The 19,010-nt window shown below is 75.5% G+C and carries 18 protein-coding genes and 1 pseudogene; 8 read left to right on the top strand and 11 right to left on the bottom strand.

Annotation, left to right across the window (positions count from 1 at the left end; genetic code table 11):
- Positions 1 to 63: 63 nt before the first annotated feature.
- Positions 64 to 1,251 carry a 5-(carboxyamino)imidazole ribonucleotide synthase gene (locus VGH76_RS15935; RefSeq protein WP_331557669.1) on the bottom strand — a complete coding sequence of 396 codons (1,188 nt, stop codon included), beginning with the start codon at positions 1,249 to 1,251 and terminating at the stop codon, positions 64 to 66.
- A 37-nt stretch (positions 1,252 to 1,288) separates the two neighbouring features.
- Positions 1,289 to 2,257 carry a GGDEF domain-containing protein gene (locus tag VGH76_RS15930; protein WP_331557668.1) on the bottom strand — a complete coding sequence of 323 codons (969 nt, stop codon included), beginning with the start codon at positions 2,255 to 2,257 and terminating at the stop codon, positions 1,289 to 1,291.
- A 149-nt stretch (positions 2,258 to 2,406) separates the two neighbouring features.
- Here VGH76_RS15930 and VGH76_RS15925 point away from each other — a divergent pair, with 149 nt between their 5' ends.
- Positions 2,407 to 4,134 (top strand): sigma-70 family RNA polymerase sigma factor, encoded by a 1,728-nt coding sequence (locus tag VGH76_RS15925; protein ID WP_331557667.1) that lies wholly within the window; start codon positions 2,407 to 2,409, stop codon positions 4,132 to 4,134.
- A 114-nt stretch (positions 4,135 to 4,248) separates the two neighbouring features.
- Here the strand turns inward: VGH76_RS15925 and VGH76_RS15920 are convergent, their stop codons facing one another.
- The gene (locus tag VGH76_RS15920; RefSeq protein WP_331557666.1) at positions 4,249 to 5,577 is read right to left on the bottom strand and encodes an FAD-binding oxidoreductase; all 1,329 of its coding nucleotides are present in this window, start codon (positions 5,575 to 5,577) and stop codon (positions 4,249 to 4,251) included.
- A gap of 207 nt (positions 5,578 to 5,784) precedes the next feature.
- Here VGH76_RS15920 and VGH76_RS15915 point away from each other — a divergent pair, with 207 nt between their 5' ends.
- Positions 5,785 to 6,219, top strand: coding sequence for a hypothetical protein (locus VGH76_RS15915; protein WP_331557665.1), 435 nt, complete (start codon positions 5,785 to 5,787; stop codon positions 6,217 to 6,219).
- Between the two features lie 85 nt (positions 6,220 to 6,304).
- On the opposite strand, the gene VGH76_RS15910 is transcribed toward VGH76_RS15915, so the two are convergent.
- Positions 6,305 to 7,570, bottom strand: a complete 1,266-nt coding sequence (locus VGH76_RS15910; RefSeq protein ID WP_331557664.1) for an alpha-hydroxy-acid oxidizing protein — start codon at positions 7,568 to 7,570, stop codon at positions 6,305 to 6,307.
- Between the two features lie 139 nt (positions 7,571 to 7,709).
- Between VGH76_RS15910 and VGH76_RS15905 the strand changes: the two genes are divergently transcribed.
- Complete coding sequence (locus VGH76_RS15905) at positions 7,710 to 8,609, top strand: class I SAM-dependent methyltransferase (protein ID WP_331557662.1); 900 nt, start codon at positions 7,710 to 7,712, stop codon at positions 8,607 to 8,609.
- Here the strand turns inward: VGH76_RS15905 and VGH76_RS15900 are convergent, their stop codons facing one another.
- The gene (locus tag VGH76_RS15900) at positions 8,610 to 9,308 is read right to left on the bottom strand and encodes a VC0807 family protein (protein ID WP_331557661.1); all 699 of its coding nucleotides are present in this window, start codon (positions 9,306 to 9,308) and stop codon (positions 8,610 to 8,612) included.
- A 208-nt stretch (positions 9,309 to 9,516) separates the two neighbouring features.
- Between VGH76_RS15900 and VGH76_RS15895 the strand changes: the two genes are divergently transcribed.
- Positions 9,517 to 11,385 carry a S53 family peptidase gene (locus tag VGH76_RS15895; RefSeq protein ID WP_331557659.1) on the top strand — a complete coding sequence of 623 codons (1,869 nt, stop codon included), beginning with the start codon at positions 9,517 to 9,519 and terminating at the stop codon, positions 11,383 to 11,385.
- A 64-nt stretch (positions 11,386 to 11,449) separates the two neighbouring features.
- A complete protein-coding gene (locus VGH76_RS15890; protein ID WP_331557658.1) occupies positions 11,450 to 11,944 on the top strand; it encodes a GtrA family protein in 495 nt (164 codons plus the stop codon).
- Between the two features lie 163 nt (positions 11,945 to 12,107).
- Here VGH76_RS15890 and VGH76_RS28020 read toward each other — a convergent pair whose 3' ends face one another.
- The 3 genes and pseudogenes from VGH76_RS28020 to VGH76_RS15880 all read right to left on the bottom strand — a co-directional run bounded on the left by VGH76_RS28020 (position 12,108) and on the right by VGH76_RS15880 (position 14,081).
- Positions 12,108 to 12,416 (bottom strand): sensor histidine kinase, encoded by a 309-nt coding sequence (locus VGH76_RS28020; RefSeq protein WP_414637743.1) that lies wholly within the window; start codon positions 12,414 to 12,416, stop codon positions 12,108 to 12,110.
- Positions 12,417 to 13,061: 645 nt separating this feature from the next.
- A pseudogene (locus VGH76_RS28015) lies at positions 13,062 to 13,331 on the bottom strand (sensor histidine kinase); the annotation flags it as partial.
- A gap of 75 nt (positions 13,332 to 13,406) precedes the next feature.
- Positions 13,407 to 14,081, bottom strand: coding sequence for a response regulator transcription factor (locus VGH76_RS15880; RefSeq protein ID WP_331557656.1), 675 nt, complete (start codon positions 14,079 to 14,081; stop codon positions 13,407 to 13,409).
- Between the two features lie 72 nt (positions 14,082 to 14,153).
- On the opposite strand from VGH76_RS15880, the gene VGH76_RS15875 reads away from it, so the two are divergent.
- Positions 14,154 to 14,951 (top strand): inositol monophosphatase family protein, encoded by a 798-nt coding sequence (locus VGH76_RS15875; protein ID WP_331557655.1) that lies wholly within the window; start codon positions 14,154 to 14,156, stop codon positions 14,949 to 14,951.
- Between the two features lie 37 nt (positions 14,952 to 14,988).
- On the opposite strand, the gene VGH76_RS15870 is transcribed toward VGH76_RS15875, so the two are convergent.
- From VGH76_RS15870 to VGH76_RS15860, 3 genes are all read right to left on the bottom strand, one after another.
- Entirely contained in the window at positions 14,989 to 15,270 is a 282-nt protein-coding gene (locus tag VGH76_RS15870) for a hypothetical protein (RefSeq protein ID WP_331557654.1), read from the bottom strand.
- 37 nt (positions 15,271 to 15,307) lie between these two features.
- Positions 15,308 to 16,021 carry a PH domain-containing protein gene (locus tag VGH76_RS15865; protein WP_331557653.1) on the bottom strand — a complete coding sequence of 238 codons (714 nt, stop codon included), beginning with the start codon at positions 16,019 to 16,021 and terminating at the stop codon, positions 15,308 to 15,310.
- A gap of 103 nt (positions 16,022 to 16,124) precedes the next feature.
- A complete protein-coding gene (locus VGH76_RS15860) occupies positions 16,125 to 16,973 on the bottom strand; it encodes a biotin--[acetyl-CoA-carboxylase] ligase (protein ID WP_331557652.1) in 849 nt (282 codons plus the stop codon).
- 91 nt (positions 16,974 to 17,064) lie between these two features.
- Between VGH76_RS15860 and VGH76_RS15855 the strand changes: the two genes are divergently transcribed.
- Complete coding sequence (locus VGH76_RS15855) at positions 17,065 to 18,714, top strand: acyl-CoA carboxylase subunit beta (protein WP_331557651.1); 1,650 nt, start codon at positions 17,065 to 17,067, stop codon at positions 18,712 to 18,714.
- Positions 18,711 to 18,941, top strand: coding sequence for an acyl-CoA carboxylase subunit epsilon (locus tag VGH76_RS15850; RefSeq protein WP_331557650.1), 231 nt, complete (start codon positions 18,711 to 18,713; stop codon positions 18,939 to 18,941). The genes VGH76_RS15855 and VGH76_RS15850 overlap by 4 nt, the downstream gene beginning before the upstream one ends.
- Positions 18,942 to 19,010 lie beyond the last annotated feature (69 nt).

The raw sequence follows: 19,010 nt of genomic DNA, 5'->3' as shown, positions 1-19,010 counted from the left end.
CCACCTGGTCGTCCTCGGGGCGCGTCGAGACGGCCCGGCCCGGTACCAGTTCGCTGGAGGACATCAGTGGGAGCTCCATCCGTCGGTCCAGACGCCCGTGGCGAGGTGGTCGGCCGCGAGACGGGCCCGCCGTCGCACGTCGTCCAGGTCGTCCCCGGTGATGTTCACGTGCCCGATCTTGCGGCCGGCGCGCTCGGCCTTGCCGTAGAGGTGCACGCGCGCCTCGGGGAAGCGCGCGAGGGTGTGGTGCAGCCGCTCGTCGGGGCTCATGGACGGCACAGGATCGCCACCGAGCACGTTGGCCATCACGCACACCGGGCGGAGGGTCTCCGGCGAGCCCAGCGGATAGTCCAGTACGGCGCGGAGGTGCTGCTCGAACTGGCCGGTGACGGCGCCGTCCATCGACCAGTGCGCGGAATTGTGGGGGCGCATCGCGAGCTCGTTGACCAGGAGCCGCCCGTCGGGGGTCTCGAAGAGTTCCACGGCGAGCAGCCCGACCACGCCCAGGGCGGCCGCCACACGGATCGCGAGCTCCTCGGCCGCCTCTGCGGCGTCCTCGGACAGCCCCGGCGCGGGCGCCAGGACCTCGGTGCAGATGCCGTCGACCTGCACCGTCTCCACCGTGGGGTACACCGCCGCCTGCCCGAACGGCGAGCGGGCGAGCACCACCGCCAGCTCGCGGCGCAGCGCCACCTTCTGCTCGACCATGAGCGGCGTGCCGGCCTCGAGGAGCTCGGGGACGGTCCGGGCGGTCTCCTCGGGCGAGTCGAGCATCCACACCCCGCGGCCGTCGTAGCCGCCCCGGACGGCCTTGAGCACGACGGGCCAGCCGTGCTCGGTGGCCAAGGTCTCGACGTCGGCGCACGAGGACACCGGGGCGAACGGCGGGACGGGCTCTCCCAGCTCGGCGAGGCGGCGGCGCATCACGAGCTTGTCCTGGGCGTGGCGCAGCGCGGCCGGCCCGGGGTGGACGGTGACCCCCTCGGCGACCAGCTTCTCCAGCAGGTCGCCCGGCACGTGCTCGTGGTCGAAGGTCAGCGCCTCGGCCCCCTCGGCGACGCGGCGCAGCGCGTCGAGGTCGCGGTGGTCGCCGATCACCACGTCGGGGGTGACCAGGGCGGCGGGCTCGTCGCCGTGCAGCGCGAGCACCCGCAACGACTGCCCGAGGGCGATCGCGGCCTGGTGGGTCATCCGCGCGAGCTGGCCGCCGCCGACCATCGCGACCACGGGCAGGCCGGTGCGCTCCTCCACGAGCAGGGAAGACTATCCGCCGCCGGCCCCGGGCGCCTCAGGCGGACCCGTCGTCGGGAGCCGGAGCCTCGTCGGCGGGCGCCTCCCCGGTGGCGGGGACGTCGAGGCCGAGGATGCGGTCGCGCCGCGGGGCCGGCGGCTCGGCCTCGCGCAGCCGGGCGAGGGTGTCGCGCGCGCCGTCGAGGGTGGCGGGGAGTGCGACGATCCGCGCGCCCGGCGTCCCGGTCACGCCCGCCGCGCCGGAGAGCCGCCGCGCGAGCAGGCCGCGCAGCACCCGGACACGTCCGGCGAGCCCCTCGCGCGGGGCCAGCACGACGACGGTGGCGCGCCCGACCACCGCGATCGTCTCGCCGGCGTCGAACACCACCGAGGCGGCGTCGCCGGCCACCGTCAACGGCGCGACCCGCGTCCAGCCGGCGACGGGCAGGGTGACCGCGACGAGGGCATGGGTCTCGGAGACGCGGGTGCCGCTCGCGCGGGCGGCGCGGTGGACCTCGGCGAGGCGGGTGATCAGGTACCGCGAGCTGGCCAGCCCGGAGAGGGGGTCGACGGCGGCGGCCTCCGAGAGGTCACCGCACGCCACGTCGGTCCAGCCCAGCGAGACCACCCGCACCAGCCGGGACCCGTCGGTCCCGGGCAGGGCCAGGCGACGGCGGGGGCCGAGCTCGCCGAGCGCCCCGCTCACCGCAGCGTGCAGGGCGGCGAGGTCGGAGAGCGTCTCGTCCAGCCCGATCCCGGCCGAGGCCCGGGCGCCGGCCCAGCGGGTCAGGGCCCGCTCCAGCACCGGCGCCGCCGCGCCGTCGAGGACGGCCTCGCAGACCTCGCCGACGGTGGGGTCGGGCCACTCGGACGCCACTGACCACCCGAGCGCGTTGCTGCAGGCGAACCACCGCTCGCGCAACGCCTCGAGGGCGAGGCCACGACCCGGGCGGCGGGTGGCGGCGTCGCCCCGCGGCAGGTCCTCGGAGGAGGCGGTGTCCCCGGTCAGCTCGTCCGCCAGGGTCATGCCACGTGCCTCCTCCGGGTCCGCCGGGCCCGCCCGCTGCGGTCGCGGCCTGTGGTGGCGACGCGCGAGACGGTCATCCGTGACGGTGACGCTGCCCGGATCCTCCCGCGGGCCGCCGCAGACTCCCCGCGAGGGGGTGGTGTGCGCACATGGCGGACGACGGCGTTCCCGGGCACGGGTCCCCGGCCGGTGACGCGCCGGCCGGATCCGGGCACGCGGACGCCCGCAGCGACGCCGAACTGCTCGCGGACCTGCGCGGGCGGCCCGCCGACCACGTCTCGTCGTCGGCGTTCGCCACGCTCTACGACCGCCACCGCGACGCCGCCCGCGGCCTCGCCCGCCAGCTCGCCCGATCACCGTCGGACGCCGACGATCTGGTCTCCGCCGCCTTCGCCCGGCTGCTGGAGATCCTCCGCTCGGGCGGCGGCCCCACCGAGGCCTTCCGGGCGTACCTGCTCACCTCGCTGCGCCACCTCGCCTACGACCGCAGCCGGGCCGAACGCCGCCTCGACCTCACCGAGGACATGGGCGAGGTCATCGGTGTCGACCCCGAGCGCACCGTCATCCCCTTCACCGACCCCGCGGTGGCGGGGCTCGAGCGCTCGCTCGCGGCCCGGGCGTTCGCGACGCTGCCCGAGCGCTGGCAGGCCGTGCTGTGGCACCTCGAGGTCGAGGGCGACTCGCCCGCCGACATCGCGCCGCTGTTCGGGCTGACGGCCAACGCGGTGTCGGCGCTGGGGTACCGCGCCCGCGAGGGGCTGCGCCAGGCCTACCTGCAGGAGCACCTGGGTGGCGGCGCCGCGTCCCCGCCTCGGGACCGGCGGCACCGCGAGACCGAGAAGAAGCTCGGGGCGTACACCCGCGGCGGGCTCTCCAAGCGCGACGCGACCAAGGTCGAGGAGCACCTGCGGGAGTGCGCGGACTGCCGGGCCCTGGCCGGCGAGCTGCGGGAGGTGAACTCGGGGATCGTGCGGTCGACGATCGCGCCGCTGGTGCTCGGGGCGGCGCTCGTCGGGTACCTGGCCGACCGCGCCGCGCCGGGGATCTTCACGGGGTCCTGGCCGACGACGGCGGAGTGGGTCGTGGCCGGCGGCGGGGTGCTGGGCGTGCTCGGGGCGGTCGGCGGTGTGGCGCGGGCGGCCGAGGTGCCGCGGGCCCGGCGGCTCGGGGTCGTGGCGGTCGGGCTCGCGGGGCTCGGGGTGGCGACGGCGACCGCACTGGGGCAGGGCCCGGCGGTCCCCGAGGCCACGCCGCCGACGACGGTGTCCGGCCCGGTCGCGCCGGGCGGGGTGCTCAGGGGAGCCGGGGTGCCGGGAATCGTCGTCCCGGGGCCGGGGCCGGGGCCGGGCGTGCCGGGACCGGGCGGGCCGGGACCGGGCGTCCGCAGGGCACCGACGCGACCTCCACCAGGGGGCGGGCCGTCGGGGCCGTCCGCGACCACGGACGTCCCGACACCGCGTGGGGGGCCGGTCGACGTCGAGCCGGACGTCGCGCAGCTCCCCGGGCGCCGGTCCGCGGTCTCCGCACCTGAGGCGTGGCGGGCCGGCGCCTCGGCGCGCCCGACGAAGGTCGTGAGCAGCGGCACGGTGACGTCGGGGCACTGGGCCTCGGAAACCTCGGACACGTCCCGGACCGAGGGCGCGGCCTCCGACGCCCCGGCCCGGCGCAGCGGGTCGGCGGGCGAGTCGGCGGGCGGATCGGCGGCGGGCGGATCGGCCGGGGACGAATCGGAGCGGGTGACGCTGGTGAGGCTGCGCGTCCTCGGGGTCGGCGCCGACGTCCGCGCGGCCCGCCGCGGTGCCCTCGAGCCGGCGCTCGACGTGCTCCTGCGCGGAGCCCGGCCCCCTCTCGAGCGAAGGGCACCCTCGCTCGAATAGATCGCCCGTGGGCGCCCCTCGCCGGAACACCCCGCGCCCGAGCCCGATGAGCGAAGGGCACCTCCGATCGAATAGATCGACCGAACGGCACCTTCGCTCAAGACCACCCCGGGCTCACCCCCGCCCGAACAGCCCCCGCGGGTCGTACTCCTCCCGCACCCCCGCGAGCAGCTCGCGCACCCCGGGCTCGAGCACCTCCTCGGCGGACACCGGCGAACCGCCGTACACGAACGCCGCCATCCGCCCCAGCCGCACGTCCTCGACCGGCGCCAGCACCGACGCGTGCGCCTCCCGCACCGACGCCGACGACGCGCCCGCCGTCGAGGACAGCACCCGCACGATCCACGCCGCCTCCCGGAACGACACCGCGTCGGGCCCGTCCGCCGGCCGCGACAGCGCCCCGCCGAGCCGGCGCACGTCGACCACACAGCCCACCGGGGCCGCCATCGCCGCCCCGACGACCGCCGCGAGGGCCTCGTCCGACAGCTGCGACACCAGCAGGTTGGTGCCCTCGTAGGCGTGCGGGGCCTCGGGCTCCCCGAAGATCGACCCGCTCGCGGTCCACGGCAGCTCCGCCAGCCCGCCGAGCAGCACCGGCGCGCACGCCCGCACCGCCGCCTCGGCCGCCCGCGCGGCCTCCCCGGAGGTGTCCACGAGCCGCACGTGCAGCACCGTCCGGCCACGGATGGGCGCCGGCACGACGTCGAGGTCGGGGACCGGGACGACCCCGAGCGAGACCCCCAGCGGCTCCGGCGCCGTCGCCCCGATCCGCCGCACCACCGGCAGCACCCGGTCCGCGTCGGCCGCGTCGAGGAAGACCCCGCCACCCACCACGGATCCCAGCGGCACCAGCCCGACCCACAGCGCGGTCACCACCCCGACGTCCGGCCGGCCCCCACGCAGCGCCGCGAACAGCGCGTCGCCCGGGCCCACCCGGCGCAGCACCCCGTCCGCGGTGACGATCTCCGCGGCGCGGAGCCGGTCGGCGGCCCACCCCAGCTCGCGGCCGAGCAGCCCCAGTCCGCCGCCGAGGGTGTAGCCGACCACACCGACCCCCGGGAACGACCCGGACACCGGCGCGAGCCCGTGCTCCGCCGCTGCGGCGACCAGGTCCGCCGAGCGCGCGCCGGCCTCGACGCGGGCGGTCCGCGACGCCGGGTCGACGCTCACCCCGCGCATCCGCCCGGTGGTGACGACGACGCCGCGCGCCAGGCCCGCGGTGTGCCCGTGACCGGTGGCCGCCACGGCGACCGGGAGGTCGTGGGTGGCGGCGTGCTGCACGGCGGCGACGACGTCGTCGGCGTCCCGGGCCCCGACGACGACGTCGGGCCGGTGCGGGTCCGCGGTCTGGAAGCCGGTGACCTCGCCCGGCAGCCGCGCGTCCCCGCGCCGCAGGACGACGCCGCGGACGTCGGAGGGCCTCGCGATCTCGGTGCTCGTCATGACCCCGATCGTCGGAGGCCCGCGAGCAGAAGTCCAAGACCTGCCGCTGACCACCAGGAGAAGCAGGAGTTCTGGAGGTCGCCCGCCCGCAGAGGGGAGGTCTGACCGGGGCCCTTGCGCGGGTATCGAGAGACAACCGTGACGACGATGTCCGCACCGACGCCGACGTCTGACCCCCCACCCCAGCGACACATCCAGGATGGTTCCGTGGCCAGCATCATCATCGTCCTCGTCCTCGGGGTCGCCGTGACCATCGTCGTCGGGCGGGCCCTGCAGGGGCTGGGCGAACCGTTCCTCGAGGACGTCTTCCAGGACCAGCGCGTGTCCGACTCCGTGGCGCGCCTGCTCTCGGTGCTCTTCTACCTGCTCGCCCTCGGTGTGGTCGCGCTGGTCGGGACGGTGAACCTGTCGTCGATGACCTGGCTGTACGCGACGTCGGCGAAGCTCGGCATCGTCCTGCTCGTGCTCGGCGTCGTCCACGGCGGGACCCTCCTCGCACTCCTGCGCATCAAGAAGCGTCGCCGTCACCAGATGGTCGAGGAGAACATCGCGGCCCGGGGCGCCTCCGGCCGACGGGGGAGGTCGAGGGACCGGACGCGGCAGGACCTGGCGGGTCCTGCGCGGGGAACCGACGGGGCATGACGGAGGGCACGCCGGCGATCACCGAGGAAACCGGGCGCCGTGGACGCCACCGACCGCGCGCTCGTCCGGACGCTCACACCGGTCCTCAGCCGCGCTCCCGGACCTCCACCCCCGCCGGGGTCCGCGCCCCCGCCAGCCCGACGGTGAGGTCGAGCTCGGCGAGCACGTCGCGCACCACCTGGGCGACACCCTCGGCCCCGGCGAGCGCCAGGCCCCACACCCAGGGCCGCCCCAGGCACACCGCGGTCGCGCCGAGCGCCAGGGCGATCGCGGCGTCCGACCCGCTGCGCACCCCGGAGTCGAGCAGCACCGGCACCCGCTGATCGACCGCGGCCACGACGTCGGGCAGCGCGTCGAGCGCCGCGACGGCACCGTCGACCTGCCGTCCGCCGTGGGTGGAGACGAGGACCCCGTCGACGCCGGCGTCGACGGCCCGGCGGGCGTCGTCGGGGTGCAGGACGCCTTTGAGCACGATCGGCAGCCGCGTGCGGTCGCGCAGCGTCGCGAGGTCGTCCCACGACAGGTGCGGGCGGGAGTAGACGTCGAGGAAGGTCTCGACGGCGGCGCGCGGCAGCGGCGAGGTGAGGTTGTCCAGGAAGCCGCCGGGGTGGCGGCGGGTGATCTCCACCAGGGTGCGCACGGCCCGCGGGGTGATGCGCGGCTCGGGGCCGGAGCGCGGGGAGGCGGCCCGCTGCGCGGCGAGCCGGAGGAAGACCGGGTCGGAGGTGTACTGGGCGATGCCCAGGCCCCGGCTGAACGGGAGGTGGCCGAGGTCGAGGTCGCGCGGGCGCCAGCCGAGCAGCGTCGTGTCCAGGGTGACGACGACGGCGTCGCAGGCGCTGCCCTCCGCGCGGTGCAGGAGGCTGTCGACGAGGTCGTCGGAGGTCGACCAGTAGAGCTGGAACCAGCGCGGGGACGCCCCGCCGGCGGCGGCGATCGCCTCGAGCGGCGACCCGGCCTGGTTGCTGACGATCATCGGCACGCCCGCCGCGGTGGCGCCCCGGGCGACGGCGAGGTCGGCGTCGCGGCGCACGAGGTCGAGCGCGCCGATCGGCGAGAGCAGCAGCGGGGCGGCCAGGCGCCGGCCGAACAGCTCGACCGAGAGGTCGCGCTCGGCCGAGCCGCGCAGCACCCGGGGCACGATCTCGTACCGGGCGAACGCCGCGCGGTCGGCCCGCATCGTCGCCTCCGCACCCGCGCCGCCGCTGACGTAGGCGTCGGCGGCCCGGCTCATCGCGCGTCGGCCCCGGCGCTCCCGCTCGGCCGGGGCGGTGGGGACGCGCGGTCGGCGCCCCGAGACCCCGGCGCGGTAGATCTCCTCCTGCCGGGCGCGACCCGGACCGACCGTCACGGCCCGTTCGTCTAGCACGGATCCGGTTGCGGTGACCACGCGTGTACCGCCCGTGTCGACATCGTCACCCAGCGCTTGCATCCTGACGCACCCTCCCGGACGCTCGTTGTCGACGCTAACAATCTAGGGGAGGCACACGATGGCGGACGACCAGTCGCTCGCGAGCCGGTTCGAGCAGTGGGACGTGGTGTCGAGCGTGGGCCTCACGGCGCTCGTCGTCGCGGCCGGGCGCGCGGTGGACACGCACCGTCCCGACTCGCTGATCTCCGACCCGTACGCCGAGTCGTTCATCGCCGCCGCGAACCCGGAGCACCCGCTACCGGTCCGTCCCACCGAGCCGAAGGACGACTCGGAGGACGAGACCTGGCAGATGATGTCGGGCTACATGGGCACGCGCACGAAGTTCTTCGACGAGTACTTCGCCGCCGCCACGGATCGGGGGATCCGACAGGTCGTCGTCCTCGCGGCGGGCCTCGACACCCGCGCCCAGCGCTTGGACTGGCCCGAGGGCACCGTCCTGTTCGAGGTCGACCAGAAGCTGATGATCGACTTCAAGGACGAGGTGCTCGACGCGAAGGACGCGGTGACCCGGTGCGACCGTCGCGCGGTCCGGGCCGATCTCCGCGACGACTGGCCCGCCGCGCTCGAGGCCGCCGGGTTCGACCCCACCGAGCCCACCGCCTGGCTCACCGAGGGACTGCTGCCCTACCTGCCCCCGGAGGCCCAGGACGCGCTGATGCGGGCCATCGACGAGCGCTCGGCCCCGGGCTCGGAGTGGGCGATCGAGGACTTCACCAACATCGGCCAGCAGCTGGCCGACCCGGCCTTCCGCCGCATCGCCGCGAACATGGGCGTCGACATGTCCCAGCTGATCTACACCGACGAGCGCCCCGACCCCGCGGCGTGGCTGCGGGACCGGGGCTGGTCGACGGACGTCTCGGTGGCCATCGAGGTGGCCAAGTCCTACGGCCGGGACCTCGACACCCTCACCCAGCGGCTCAACGGTCAGAGCTACCTCGTCGTCGCCGGCAAGCCGTAGTCACGCCGGCGTCGCGGCGGCCGCCATCCGCGCGGCCGCCCGACGGCGCCGGCGGAACGTCACCAGCGCGACCGGCCCGATCACGGCCGCCGCGACGAACGGCGAGACCGCCAGCAACGTCCCGGGCGCCAGCACGAAGGCCAGCACCGTCCGCAGCCCGGCGTCGAGCACGAGCGCGGCGCCCCACTCGAGGGTCGTGCGACGGTGCCCCGCCCGCACGCCGGGCACGTCCCAGGTGGCGTCGTATGCGGACCGCTCCGCGGACGTCGTCGCCATCATGCTGCGCCCGAGCGCGAACGTCAGCGGGCGCGCGACGAGCAGCGAGCCGAGGAAGACCAGGCCGATCGTGCCCGTGACCGCCGACTCCTTGAGCAGCAGGAACAGCGGGCTGTCGAAGACCAGGGCCCCGAGCAGTCCGAGCACGATCCCACCCAGGGTCATGAGGGCGATCGGGTCGGGACGGCGGGTGCGGACCAGCGTCCACAGCGTCGCCGCGGCCGGGAACACGGCCCCGACGGCGAGGGCGGTGACCTCCGAGGTCCGGCCGCTCAGCAGCTCGTAGACCGCGAACGGCGCGACGATCCCGAACACCAGCGTGGGGTTGGCCGCGTGCCGCAGCAGCTGCCGGACCCGGCCCGGTGTCGGCTCCGCCCGGTGCGCGGGGCCCTGCCGCTCCTGCTCCGTGACGGTGGTCGTCATGTCGTCCTCCCCGGTCGTCGTACCCCCGTGCTCCGGGGCAGGGACGACGCTAGGAAGGCGGCGCGGCCCGGACCTCGTCCTGCGGGTGGAGGCCGGGTGGAGACCCGGGGGAGATCACCGGCTCACGTGATCGTCACGTCCGGGATCGCACCGCGCGCCGTCCCGGCTCGTTCGTCCATCCGTGTCGGTAACCACACGACTGCTCCCCGTGGCCGCGACCGCCGCGCTCGCCGTCGTCGCGTCCCTGCTGGTCCCGGGTGCGGCGGCAGCGTCGCCGGGTCGAGCTCCCCTATCGGCGTGCTCCCTTGGATGCTCCGTCTCCCAGAACCCGCTGCCCGCGCCCGGCCTGGTCTCCACGCGCAACGTGCTGCCCGGGCTGGCGAAGGCCACCGACCTCGGCGCGGCGCCGGCGGCCGCCCCGATGCACGTCGTGGTGACGCTGGCGCGGCCCGACGTCGCGGGCGAGGAGGCCGCGCTGGCCGCCCAGCAGGCCGGCCAGGCGCCGCCGATGTCGGTGGGCGCCTTCGTCGACCGCTTCGGGGTGCCCGCGGCGACCGCCGACGCCGCGAAGGCCTGGCTGGGCTCCACCGGCATGCGCGTGGTGTCGGTGTCCGCGGCCCGCGACCAGATCGCCGCGGACGGCCCCGCGAGCGCGGTGTCGCAGCTCTTCGCGACGCCGATCGACGCGTTCTCCGGGCAGGACGGGCGGTTCCTCGCGAACACCGCCGCCCCGCGCCTGCCCGGGGACCTGGGCATCACCAACGTCGTCGGGCTCAACACCGTCCAGCAGATGCACACCCCGCACCCGCTCCCCCGCGGGCCGCTGCAGTCGACGTGCGGACCGGGCCCCTGCACCGGTGGCACCACGCCCGCCGACCTCTGGTCGGTCTACGAGCAGCCCGCCGCGCACACCGGGGCGGGCCAGCGGGTGGCGATCTTCGGCAACGGCGGCACCGACGGCGTCGTCACCGACCTGCGTGCCTTCGAGAAGCACTTCGGGCTGCCGAACCCGCCGGTGACGGTCAAGCACCCCGCCGGCGACACCGACTTCTCCGACGACTCCGGGCACGTCGAGTGGAACATCGACACCCAGGCCGCCCACGGCATGGCACCCGCCCTCTCCGGGATGGACCTCTACTTCGGCACGGATCTCTCCGACGCCGACGTCGCCAAGGTCTTCAGCCGCTTCACCGACGACCAGGACTCGCCCCGCCAGGCGTCGGCGAGCTACGGCGAGTGCGAGTCGGTGCCGGTGGTGTCCGGGCTGCTCGACAATCCGATCACCAACCCCAGCCCGCCCCCGCCGGTCGCGCAGGGCCTGGGCAACGCGCTGGACACCACGCTCACCGCGATCACCCGCCAGGCCGCGCTCGAGGGCAAGACGATCTTCTCGTCGACCGGTGACACCGGCTCGTCGTGCCCGGTCGTCTCGCTCCCCGTCGTCGGCGCGGGCAACGGGGTGCTCAACCAGGGCGCGCCGATCACCAACTCGCCCGCCTCGCTCCCCTACGTCGTCGGGGTCGGCGGCACGGTGCTCTACACCGACGGCCACGGCGGGCGCGCCCGCGAGTACGGCTGGACCTTCGGCGGCGGCGGCACGTCGCTGTTCACGCCCGCCCCCGCCTACCAGCAGGGCACGCCGGGCCTGACGATCCCGTGCGTCGCCGCGCCGACCAGCGTGTGCCGCGGGGTGCCCGACGTGTCCGCCCAGTCCGGCGACGTCCTCGGCAACGGCTACGACATCGTGACGAACGGTGAGTTCACCGACGGCGGGGGCGGCGGGACGTCGTTGTCGTCGCCGCTCTGGGCCGGGATGTGGGCGCGGATCCAGTCGGCGTCGCCGGCCGCGGCGTCGGGCGGGCTGGGCTTCGCCGACTTCGGCCTCTACCGCGTCGGGAAGGACCCCGCGGCCAACGCCCGCGACTTCCACGACATCACCCCGACCGACCTGGGGACGGGCCTGCCGAGCACGAACGGCGTCTACCCCGCGCTCCCGGGCTGGGACTACCAGACCGGGTGGGGCGTGCCGCGGGTCGCCGGGCTGATGTGCGACCTGGCCGGTGCCTGCGGCATGTGAGCACGAATCCGTGTCATAGGGCGGAAAAGTGCGCACGGGCCGGAGGCACCTAGACTCGGCGGCGATGGAGCACCCGACGACGCGGAGCCCCGGCTCCCTCGCCTCGCCCACGGCGCTGCTCGGCCATCACGCCGAGCTGGTGCGCTTCGCGATCGTCGGGGCGGGCACGTTCGTCGTCGACACCGGCGTCTTCGTCCTCCTCAAGACCACCGTGCTCGAGCCGAAGCCGGTCACCGCGAAGATCCTCGCAGTGCTCGTCGCGACGCTCGTCGGCTATCTGGCGAACCGCGAGTGGTCCTTCCGCGCCCGCGGCGGCCTGGCCCGGCGCCGGGAGGCGACGCTCTATTTCGTGGTGTCCGGCATCGCGCTGCTCGTCAACGCCGCACCCCTCGGCGTCTCGCGCTACGTGCTCCACCTGGCCGAGCCGTACGTCTCCGGCCTCACCGAGCAGGTGGCGGACCTCGTCAGCGCCCAGATCGTCGGCACCCTGCTCGCGATGGCGTTCCGCTGGTGGGCGTTCCGCCGCTGGGTGTTCCCGACGGCGCTCGGGTCGGCCTGAGTACGGCCGCGCCCCCCGTCGCAGCAACGGCACGATGCTGGCATCTGACGCCAGAACGGCGCCGCTCACTCGTTCCCGGACCGCCCGCCCCGCGACAGCAACGGCACGATCCTGGCATCTGACGCGAGCATCGTGCCGTTGCTGGCAACCAGGGCGCAGCCCCTCAGCGCGGCGTCGCCGGCAGCGGCCGCGGGCTCGCCACGACCTGGTCGGTGCGCGGCACCGGGAGGAACACCGCGAACACCGCCGGCCGGGTGCGGGCGAGCTCGAGCCGCCCGCCGTCGGCCTCCACCAGCGCCCGGGCGAGCGCGAGCCCGACCCCGGTGGACGCCGCCCCGGACACCCCGCGGTCGAACACGTGCGGCGCGAGCTCCGAGGGCACCCCGTCCCCGTTGTCGGACACCTCGACGACGATCGTGTCCTTGTCCGAGTGCCGGCCGGTGATCGTGATCGTGCCCGCCCCGTGGCGCAGCGCGTTGTCGATGAGCACCCCCAGCGCCTCGCGCAGCCGCGCCGACGTCGCCCGGGCCACGAGCCCGTCGGCCACCCGCACCCGCAGCGTGCGCCCCTCGGTGCTCACCGGGCCCTGCCACTCGTCGCGCACCGCCGCGAGCTCGCCGTCGAGCTCCAGCGGTGAGGCACTGGCGGCGCGGGCCTCGCGGGCGGAGCTGAGCAGCTCGTCGAGGACCTCGGAGAGCCGTTCCGCCTGCTCCAGCGCCGCCGCGCCCTCGACCGAGACGTCCGGGTCGGGGTGCGCCGAGAGCTCGTCGAGGCGCAGCTGCAGCGCGGTGAGCCGGCTGCGCAGCTGGTGGGAGACGTCCCCGACGAGGTCGCGCTCGCGCTGGAGCAGCTCGGCGAGCGCGACGGCCGACGAGTCCAGGACGTCGGCGACGCGGTCCAGCTCGGAGATGCCGTGGCGGTGCGGGGCCGGCCGGAAGTCCCCCGCCCCGAGCCGGGCCGCGCGCCCCGCGACCTGCTGCAGCGGGTCCGCCAGCCGCCGCGCGGTGAGGGTCGCGACGACGGCGCCGACGGCGATCGAGAGCAGGACCGCGGCGAGCACGAGCGCGGTGGCCTGCAGCTGGCGCGAGCGCATCTCGGCGGCGGGCTCGGAGAGCACCGCCGAGCCGTTGAGCCCGAAGGGGAGGGTCTCGGCGACCTGGGTGCGGTCGGTGGTGTCGCCGATGGCGCTGACGCCGCGCGGGTTCCGGACGACGAGGGACCCGCCCGGCGGCACCGCGATCGCGACCGCCGCGAGGTCGACCGGGCGGTCGGACTGCGCCTGCGCGTCGAGGGTGTTGACGACCTGGCGCAGCCGCCCGGCCAGCTCGGCGTGGGTGAAGTCCTCGACGAGGCGCCAGGTGGTGATCGCCAACGGGCCGCCGAGCACGGTGACGGTGATTGCGACGACGAGCAGCGTCGAGACCAGGATGCGGCGGCGCACTGTGTCCTCCCCGCCCGCCCGTCAGGTGTTGAAGCGGAACCCGACCCCGCGCACCGTCGAGATTCGCTTGCTCGACGACGGCCCGCCGTCGGTGTCGCCGAGCTTGCGGCGCAGCCACGACATGTGCATGTCCAGGGTCTTCGAGGTCTTCATCTCGGGGTCGTTCCAGACCTCGCGGAGGATCTCCTCGCGGGAGACGACCTGCCCGGCGTGGGCGAGGAGCACCCGGAGCAGCTCGAACTCCTTGTTGGCGAGGCCGACCTCGACGCCGTCGACGAGGACCCGCCGCGCGGACGGCTCCATCCGGACCCCGCCCGCGTCGAGGACCTCCGGCGCCCGCCGGCGCAGCAGCGCCCGGACGCGGGCCAGGAGCTCGGCCAGCCGGAAGGGCTTGCCCACATAGTCGTCGGCGCCGGCGTCGAGCCCCACGACGAAGTCGACCTCGTCGGTCCGTGCGGTCAGCATGAGCACGGGCAGGTCCGGCTTGCCCGCCCGGACGCGGCGGCAGACCTCGAGGCCGTCCATGCCGGGCAGGCCGAGGTCGAGGACCATGAGGTCCACCTCGCCGTCCCCGGCGCGCGTGACGGCCGACGGGCCGTCGTCGATGACGTCCACCTCGTACCCCTCGCGGGTCAGCGCGCGGGACAGCGGCCCGGCGATGGCCGCGTCGTCCTCGACGAGCAGCACGGTGGTCATACCGCAGCAGAGTAGACCGAGGAATGCGTGATCTCCGTGCGGCAACCGGGCCATGCGGCAGGATGCTGCGCCGTGACCGACCCGTCCGCCCTCGCCGCCGACCTGGACCTCGCCCGCCGGATCGCCGACGCGGCCGACACCGTGACCCACGGCCGCTTCCGGGCGGTCGACCTGCAGGTCGACCGCAAGCCCGACCGCACCCCGGTCACCGACGCCGACGTCGCCTGCGAGGACGAGGTCCGCCGGCTGCTGGGCGCCGAGCGGCCCGGCGACGCGGTGCTCGGCGAGGAGCGCGGCGGGGACCCGGTGCCCGGCCGGTACTGGGTCGTCGACCCGATCGACGGCACCAAGAACTACTCCCGCGGCGTCCCGGTCTTCGCGACGCTGCTGGCGTTGGTCGCCGACGGCGAGCCGGTGGTGGGCGTGGTGAGCGCCCCCGCGCTGGGGCGGCGCTGGTGGGCCGCGCGCGGACTCGGGGCGTTCACCTCGGACGTCGCGCGCGGGATCGACGCCGCGCCGATCGGGGTGTCCGCGGTGTCCGAGCTCGGCGACGCCTACGTGTCGACCACCGACCTCGAGTACTGGCGGGGGATCGGCACCCAGGACCGCTGGCTCGCGCTGACCCGCGCGACGTGGGAGAGCCGGGCGTTCGGCGACTTCCTCCACCACGTGCTCGTCGCCGAGGGGCTCCTCGACGCGGCCGTCGAGCCGGGCGCGAGCGCGTGGGACCTGGCCGCGCCCGCCATCGTCGTGCGCGAGGCCGGCGGCCGGCTCACCGACCTCGCGGGCGCCGAGCGCATCGACGGCGGCGACGCGCTCTCGACCAACGGGCGGCTGCACGACGCGGTGCTGGGGATCGTCGGGCGCTGAGTCGTGCGGGCGCTGAGTCGTGCGGGCGCCGGGCTCGTCACCGGCCCTCGGTGCCCAGCGCCCCGCGCAGCATCTGGGTCCAGGCCAGCCGGCCGAACAGGTGCAGGCAGGCGCTCGACTCCTCGTCGAACCGCGTCCACGACCAGCGCGCCCCGCCCTCGGCCCAGTACACGTCCCAGCCCTCGGGGCCGGACACCACGCACCAGATCCGCTCGGCGCCCTCGGGCAGCCCGCCGTCCGCGCGCACCCGGGCGACCAGCACCGTCGGTGGCGGCAGACCCAGCGCCTCGAGCCAGCCGGGCAGGACGTCGACTCCCACGAAGATCGGACGGAGCCGGGAGCGCGACGGTTCCCTGCTAGCGGCCGGCCGGGAGGGCGCGACGGCGGGTGAAGGGCAGGCGCTTGCGACGACGGGGCGCGGGCACCTCGGCGAGCGGGCCGCCGCGCCCGTCGTCGGGGTCCTCGGAGTCGTCCCAGTCGGCGTCGTCCCACTCCTCGAGGTCGTCGTCGAGCTCGTCGTCCTCGAGGTCGTCGAGGTCGTCCTCGTCCCGCCAGGAGCCCCATCGGTCCGGTCGCAGCCCGCCCCGCCGCTGCGCCATCCGCTCGACCTCGGCGGCGACCCGCTCGACCCGCCCGATCCCGTCGAACTGCCAGGGCTCCCGGGCGTCGTCGACGGCCACCACCAGCGTCCCGCAGCCCAGGAACCGCTCGGTGACCGTCCGGGTGGTGCGCACCGCGGTGATCGACGCGCCGACCACGGCGACGCCGGTGCGGGAGAGGACGCCCTCGCGCACGAGGATGCGCCGGTCGGTGACGACGAAGTGCGTGGCGCGCCAGCGCATCACCGGCGCCACGGAGAACCACCCGACGAGCCCGAGCCCCACCACGAGCACGACGACGAGGACGGGCAGCGACCACGACGTCGGGCGGGCCAGCGCCACGAGCCAGGCCCCCAGGAAGGCCGTGACCGGCGGGAGCGCGGCGGGGAGCGCGAGCATGCGCCAGTGCGGCCGCATGTGCCGCGCGACCCGCTCACCCGTCACGAGCAGGCCCTCCGGGTAGGCCGCCACGGGACCCCTCCCCTCGCGTGATCCGTGGCGAGGGTATCGAGGGAAGCGGCCGGATCCGAATGCCGCGCCGCGCGCGTCCGCCGGTCGGAGGGGGTGCGGGCCGCTACGACCCGACCGTGCGCACGTGCACGACGTCACCCGCGGACACCGTCGTGAGGGTCCCCTCGGCGTCGCGCACGACGAGACGGCCGTCGTCGTCGATCTCCTCCGCGACCCCGTCGAGCGCCCGGTCGCCGGGCAGCGCGACCCGGACGGTGGACCCGAGGGTCGCGCAACGCCGCCGGTACCCCGCGAGCAGGCCGGCCCGCGCGGCGTCGCCGCCGGCCTCGCGCCAGTCCTCGTCGAGCGAGGCGAGGGTGGCCAGGACGTCGCCGAGCACGTCCGGGCGGGCGCGGCGCACGCTCTGCGCGAGCAGCGAGGTGCCGCCCTCGGGGAGCTCGGCCTCGGGGGTGGCGACGTTGATCCCGATCCCGACGACGAGCGCGTGGGCCCCGTTCCCGCCGTCGACCACCTCCGACAGGATCCCGGCGCCCTTGCGCTGGTCGGGGCCCAGCAGCAGGTCGTTCGGCCACTTCAACGCGGCGGTGACGGCGGCGTTCCCGGCGGCGGGCCGGTAGTCCTCCATCGCGACCACGAGGGCCAGCCCGGCGATCAGCGGCGCCCACCCCCACCGCTCCAGCGGCACCTCCGACGGGCGCAGCAGCACCGAGAACGTGAGGCCCTCGGACGGGGCGGAGTCCCAGCTGCGGTCGCGGCGTCCCCGCCCCGCGTCCTGGCGGTGGGCGACCAGCACGGTGCGGTCGGGCGCGCCGTCGGCGGCCGCCGCGGCGAGGTCGGCGTTGGTCGACCCGGTCCGGTCGACGACATCGAGCCGGGCCCACGGCCCCTGGGGCGCGACGGCGGTCTGTCGCAGCGCCGCCCACGCCGCGGCCTCCTGGATCCCGGGTGGCATGCCGGCACGGTAACCGGCGGGTGTGACGTGCCCGGTGTCACTCCCCGGTTCGTCTGGGTGCTACGGCGGGGTGTCGCTAGGGTCCGCGCTCATGACCGCCGCGACGACGCCGCCGCCCGAACCCGACGAGGCCGCGGACGAACCCGACGTCCACACCTCGGCCGGCAAGCTGGCCGACTGGTACCGCCGCCAGGACGACGTCGTCCACGCCGGCTCGGAGCGCGCCGTCGAGCGCCAGCACGCGCGCGGGCGCAAGACCGCCCGCGAGCGGATCGACCTGCTGCTCGACGAGGGCAGCTTCCTCGAGTTCGACGCGATGGCGCGGCACCGGTCGACGAACTTCGGCCTGGAGGCGAACCGGCCCTACGGCGACGGCGTCGTCACCGGCCAGGGCACGGTCGACGGCCGCCCGGTCTGCGTGTTCTCCCAGGACGCCACGGTGTTCGGCGGGGCGCTCGGCGAGGTCTACGGCGAGAAGATCGTCAAGGTCATGGACGTGGCCATGAAGATCGGCTGCCCCGTCATCGGCATCAACGACGGCGGCGGCGCGCGCATCCAGGAGGGCGTGGTCGCGCTCGGGCTCTACGGCGAGATCTTCCGCCGGAACTCCCACGCCTCCGGTGTCGTCCCCCAGATCTCACTGGTCATGGGCCCGGCGGCCGGCGGCGCGGTGTACTCCCCCGCGCTGACCGACTTCACGATCATGGTCGACGAGACGTCGTTCATGTTCATCACCGGCCCGGACGTCATCAAGACGGTCACCGGCGAGGACGTCGAGTTCGAGACCCTCGGCGGCGCCCGCACCCACAACACGACCTCGGGCAACGCGCACTACCTCGCCTCGGACGAGGAGGACGCGATCTCCTACGTGCAGGAGCTCCTGGGCTACCTGCCGTCGAACAACCTGTCCGAGCCCCCGCGGCTGCCCGCCGACGAGGAGACCGGGTCGGTCGAGGACGGGATCACCGACGAGGACCGGGCGCTCGACGCGCTGGTGCCCGACTCGCCGAACCAGCCCTACGACATCCGCGAGGCCATCCGCGGCGTCGTCGACGACGACGAGTTCCTCGAGGTCCAGGAGCTCTACGCGTCGAACATCGTCGTCGGGTACGGGCGGGTCGAGGGGCGCGCGGTCGGCGTCGTCGCCAACCAGCCCACGCAGCTCGCCGGCTGCCTGGACATCGGGGCGTCCGAGAAGGCGGCCCGCTTCGTACGGACCTGCGACGCGTTCAACATCCCGGTGCTGACCTTCGTCGACGTGCCGGGATTCCTGCCCGGGGTCGACCAGGAGTACAACGGCATCATCCGGCGCGGCGCGAAGCTGATCTACGCCTACGCCGAGGCCACGGTCCCGCTGATCACGGTGATCTGCCGCAAGGCCTACGGCGGCGCGTACGACGTCATGGGCTCCAAGCACCTCGGCGCCGACCTCAACATCGCCTGGCCGACCGCCCAGATCGCGGTCACCGGCGCCTCGGGGGCGGTGAGCATCCTCTACCGCAAGGAGCTCCAGAAGGTTGCAGAGGACGGCGACGACGATGCCGTTGCTGCCCGGCGCGCGGAGCTCCAGCAGGAGTACGAGGACACGCTGGCCAACCCGTACGTGGCGGCGGAACGCGGCTACGTGGACGCGGTGGTGCCGCCGTCGTACACCCGCGGCTACGTGGCCCGGGCGCTGCGGTCGTTCGGCAACAAGCGCGAGACGCTGCCGCCCAAGAAGCACGGGAACATCCCGCTGTGACCGGGCCCGAGGAGACCGCCCCGGAGCGGCCCGTGCTGCGGATCGTGCGCGGCGACCCGACGCCCGAGGAGGTGGCCGCGCTGACCGCCGTGCTCGCGGCCGCCTCCGGCGGGTCCGGCGAGCCCGAGGACACCGGCCCGGCGTCGGCGTGGGTCGAGCGGGAGTCGCTGGTGCGCCGTCCGCTCACCCCCGGCCCGGACGCGTGGCGGATGTCGAACTGGCGCTGAGGCAGCCCCGAGCCCGCGGCCCCGGGCCCCGCGGCAGCAACGGCACGTTCCTGGCGTCCAACGCCAGGA

This window comes from Actinomycetospora sp. (assembly GCF_036497585.1).
GTDB lineage: Bacteria > Actinomycetota > Actinomycetes > Mycobacteriales > Pseudonocardiaceae > Actinomycetospora.
Note: the sequence above shows the minus strand (reverse complement) of the source record. Positions and strands in the feature narration are given on the sequence as shown.

Coding starts and splice junctions, on each gene's coding strand:
- VGH76_RS15855 (WP_331557651.1), top strand. CDS start 17,065: ATGACCGCCGCGACGACGCCGCCGCCCGAACCCGACGAGGCCGCGGAC.
- VGH76_RS15920 (WP_331557666.1), bottom strand. CDS start 5,577: ATGACGAGCACCGAGATCGCGAGGCCCTCCGACGTCCGCGGCGTCGTC.
- VGH76_RS15880 (WP_331557656.1), bottom strand. CDS start 14,081: ATGACCACCGTGCTGCTCGTCGAGGACGACGCGGCCATCGCCGGGCCG.
- VGH76_RS15930 (WP_331557668.1), bottom strand. CDS start 2,257: ATGACCCTGGCGGACGAGCTGACCGGGGACACCGCCTCCTCCGAGGAC.
- VGH76_RS15900 (WP_331557661.1), bottom strand. CDS start 9,308: ATGACGACCACCGTCACGGAGCAGGAGCGGCAGGGCCCCGCGCACCGG.
- VGH76_RS15890 (WP_331557658.1), top strand. CDS start 11,450: ATGGAGCACCCGACGACGCGGAGCCCCGGCTCCCTCGCCTCGCCCACG.
- VGH76_RS15860 (WP_331557652.1), bottom strand. CDS start 16,973: ATGCCACCCGGGATCCAGGAGGCCGCGGCGTGGGCGGCGCTGCGACAG.
- VGH76_RS15905 (WP_331557662.1), top strand. CDS start 7,710: ATGGCGGACGACCAGTCGCTCGCGAGCCGGTTCGAGCAGTGGGACGTG.
- VGH76_RS15925 (WP_331557667.1), top strand. CDS start 2,407: ATGGCGGACGACGGCGTTCCCGGGCACGGGTCCCCGGCCGGTGACGCG.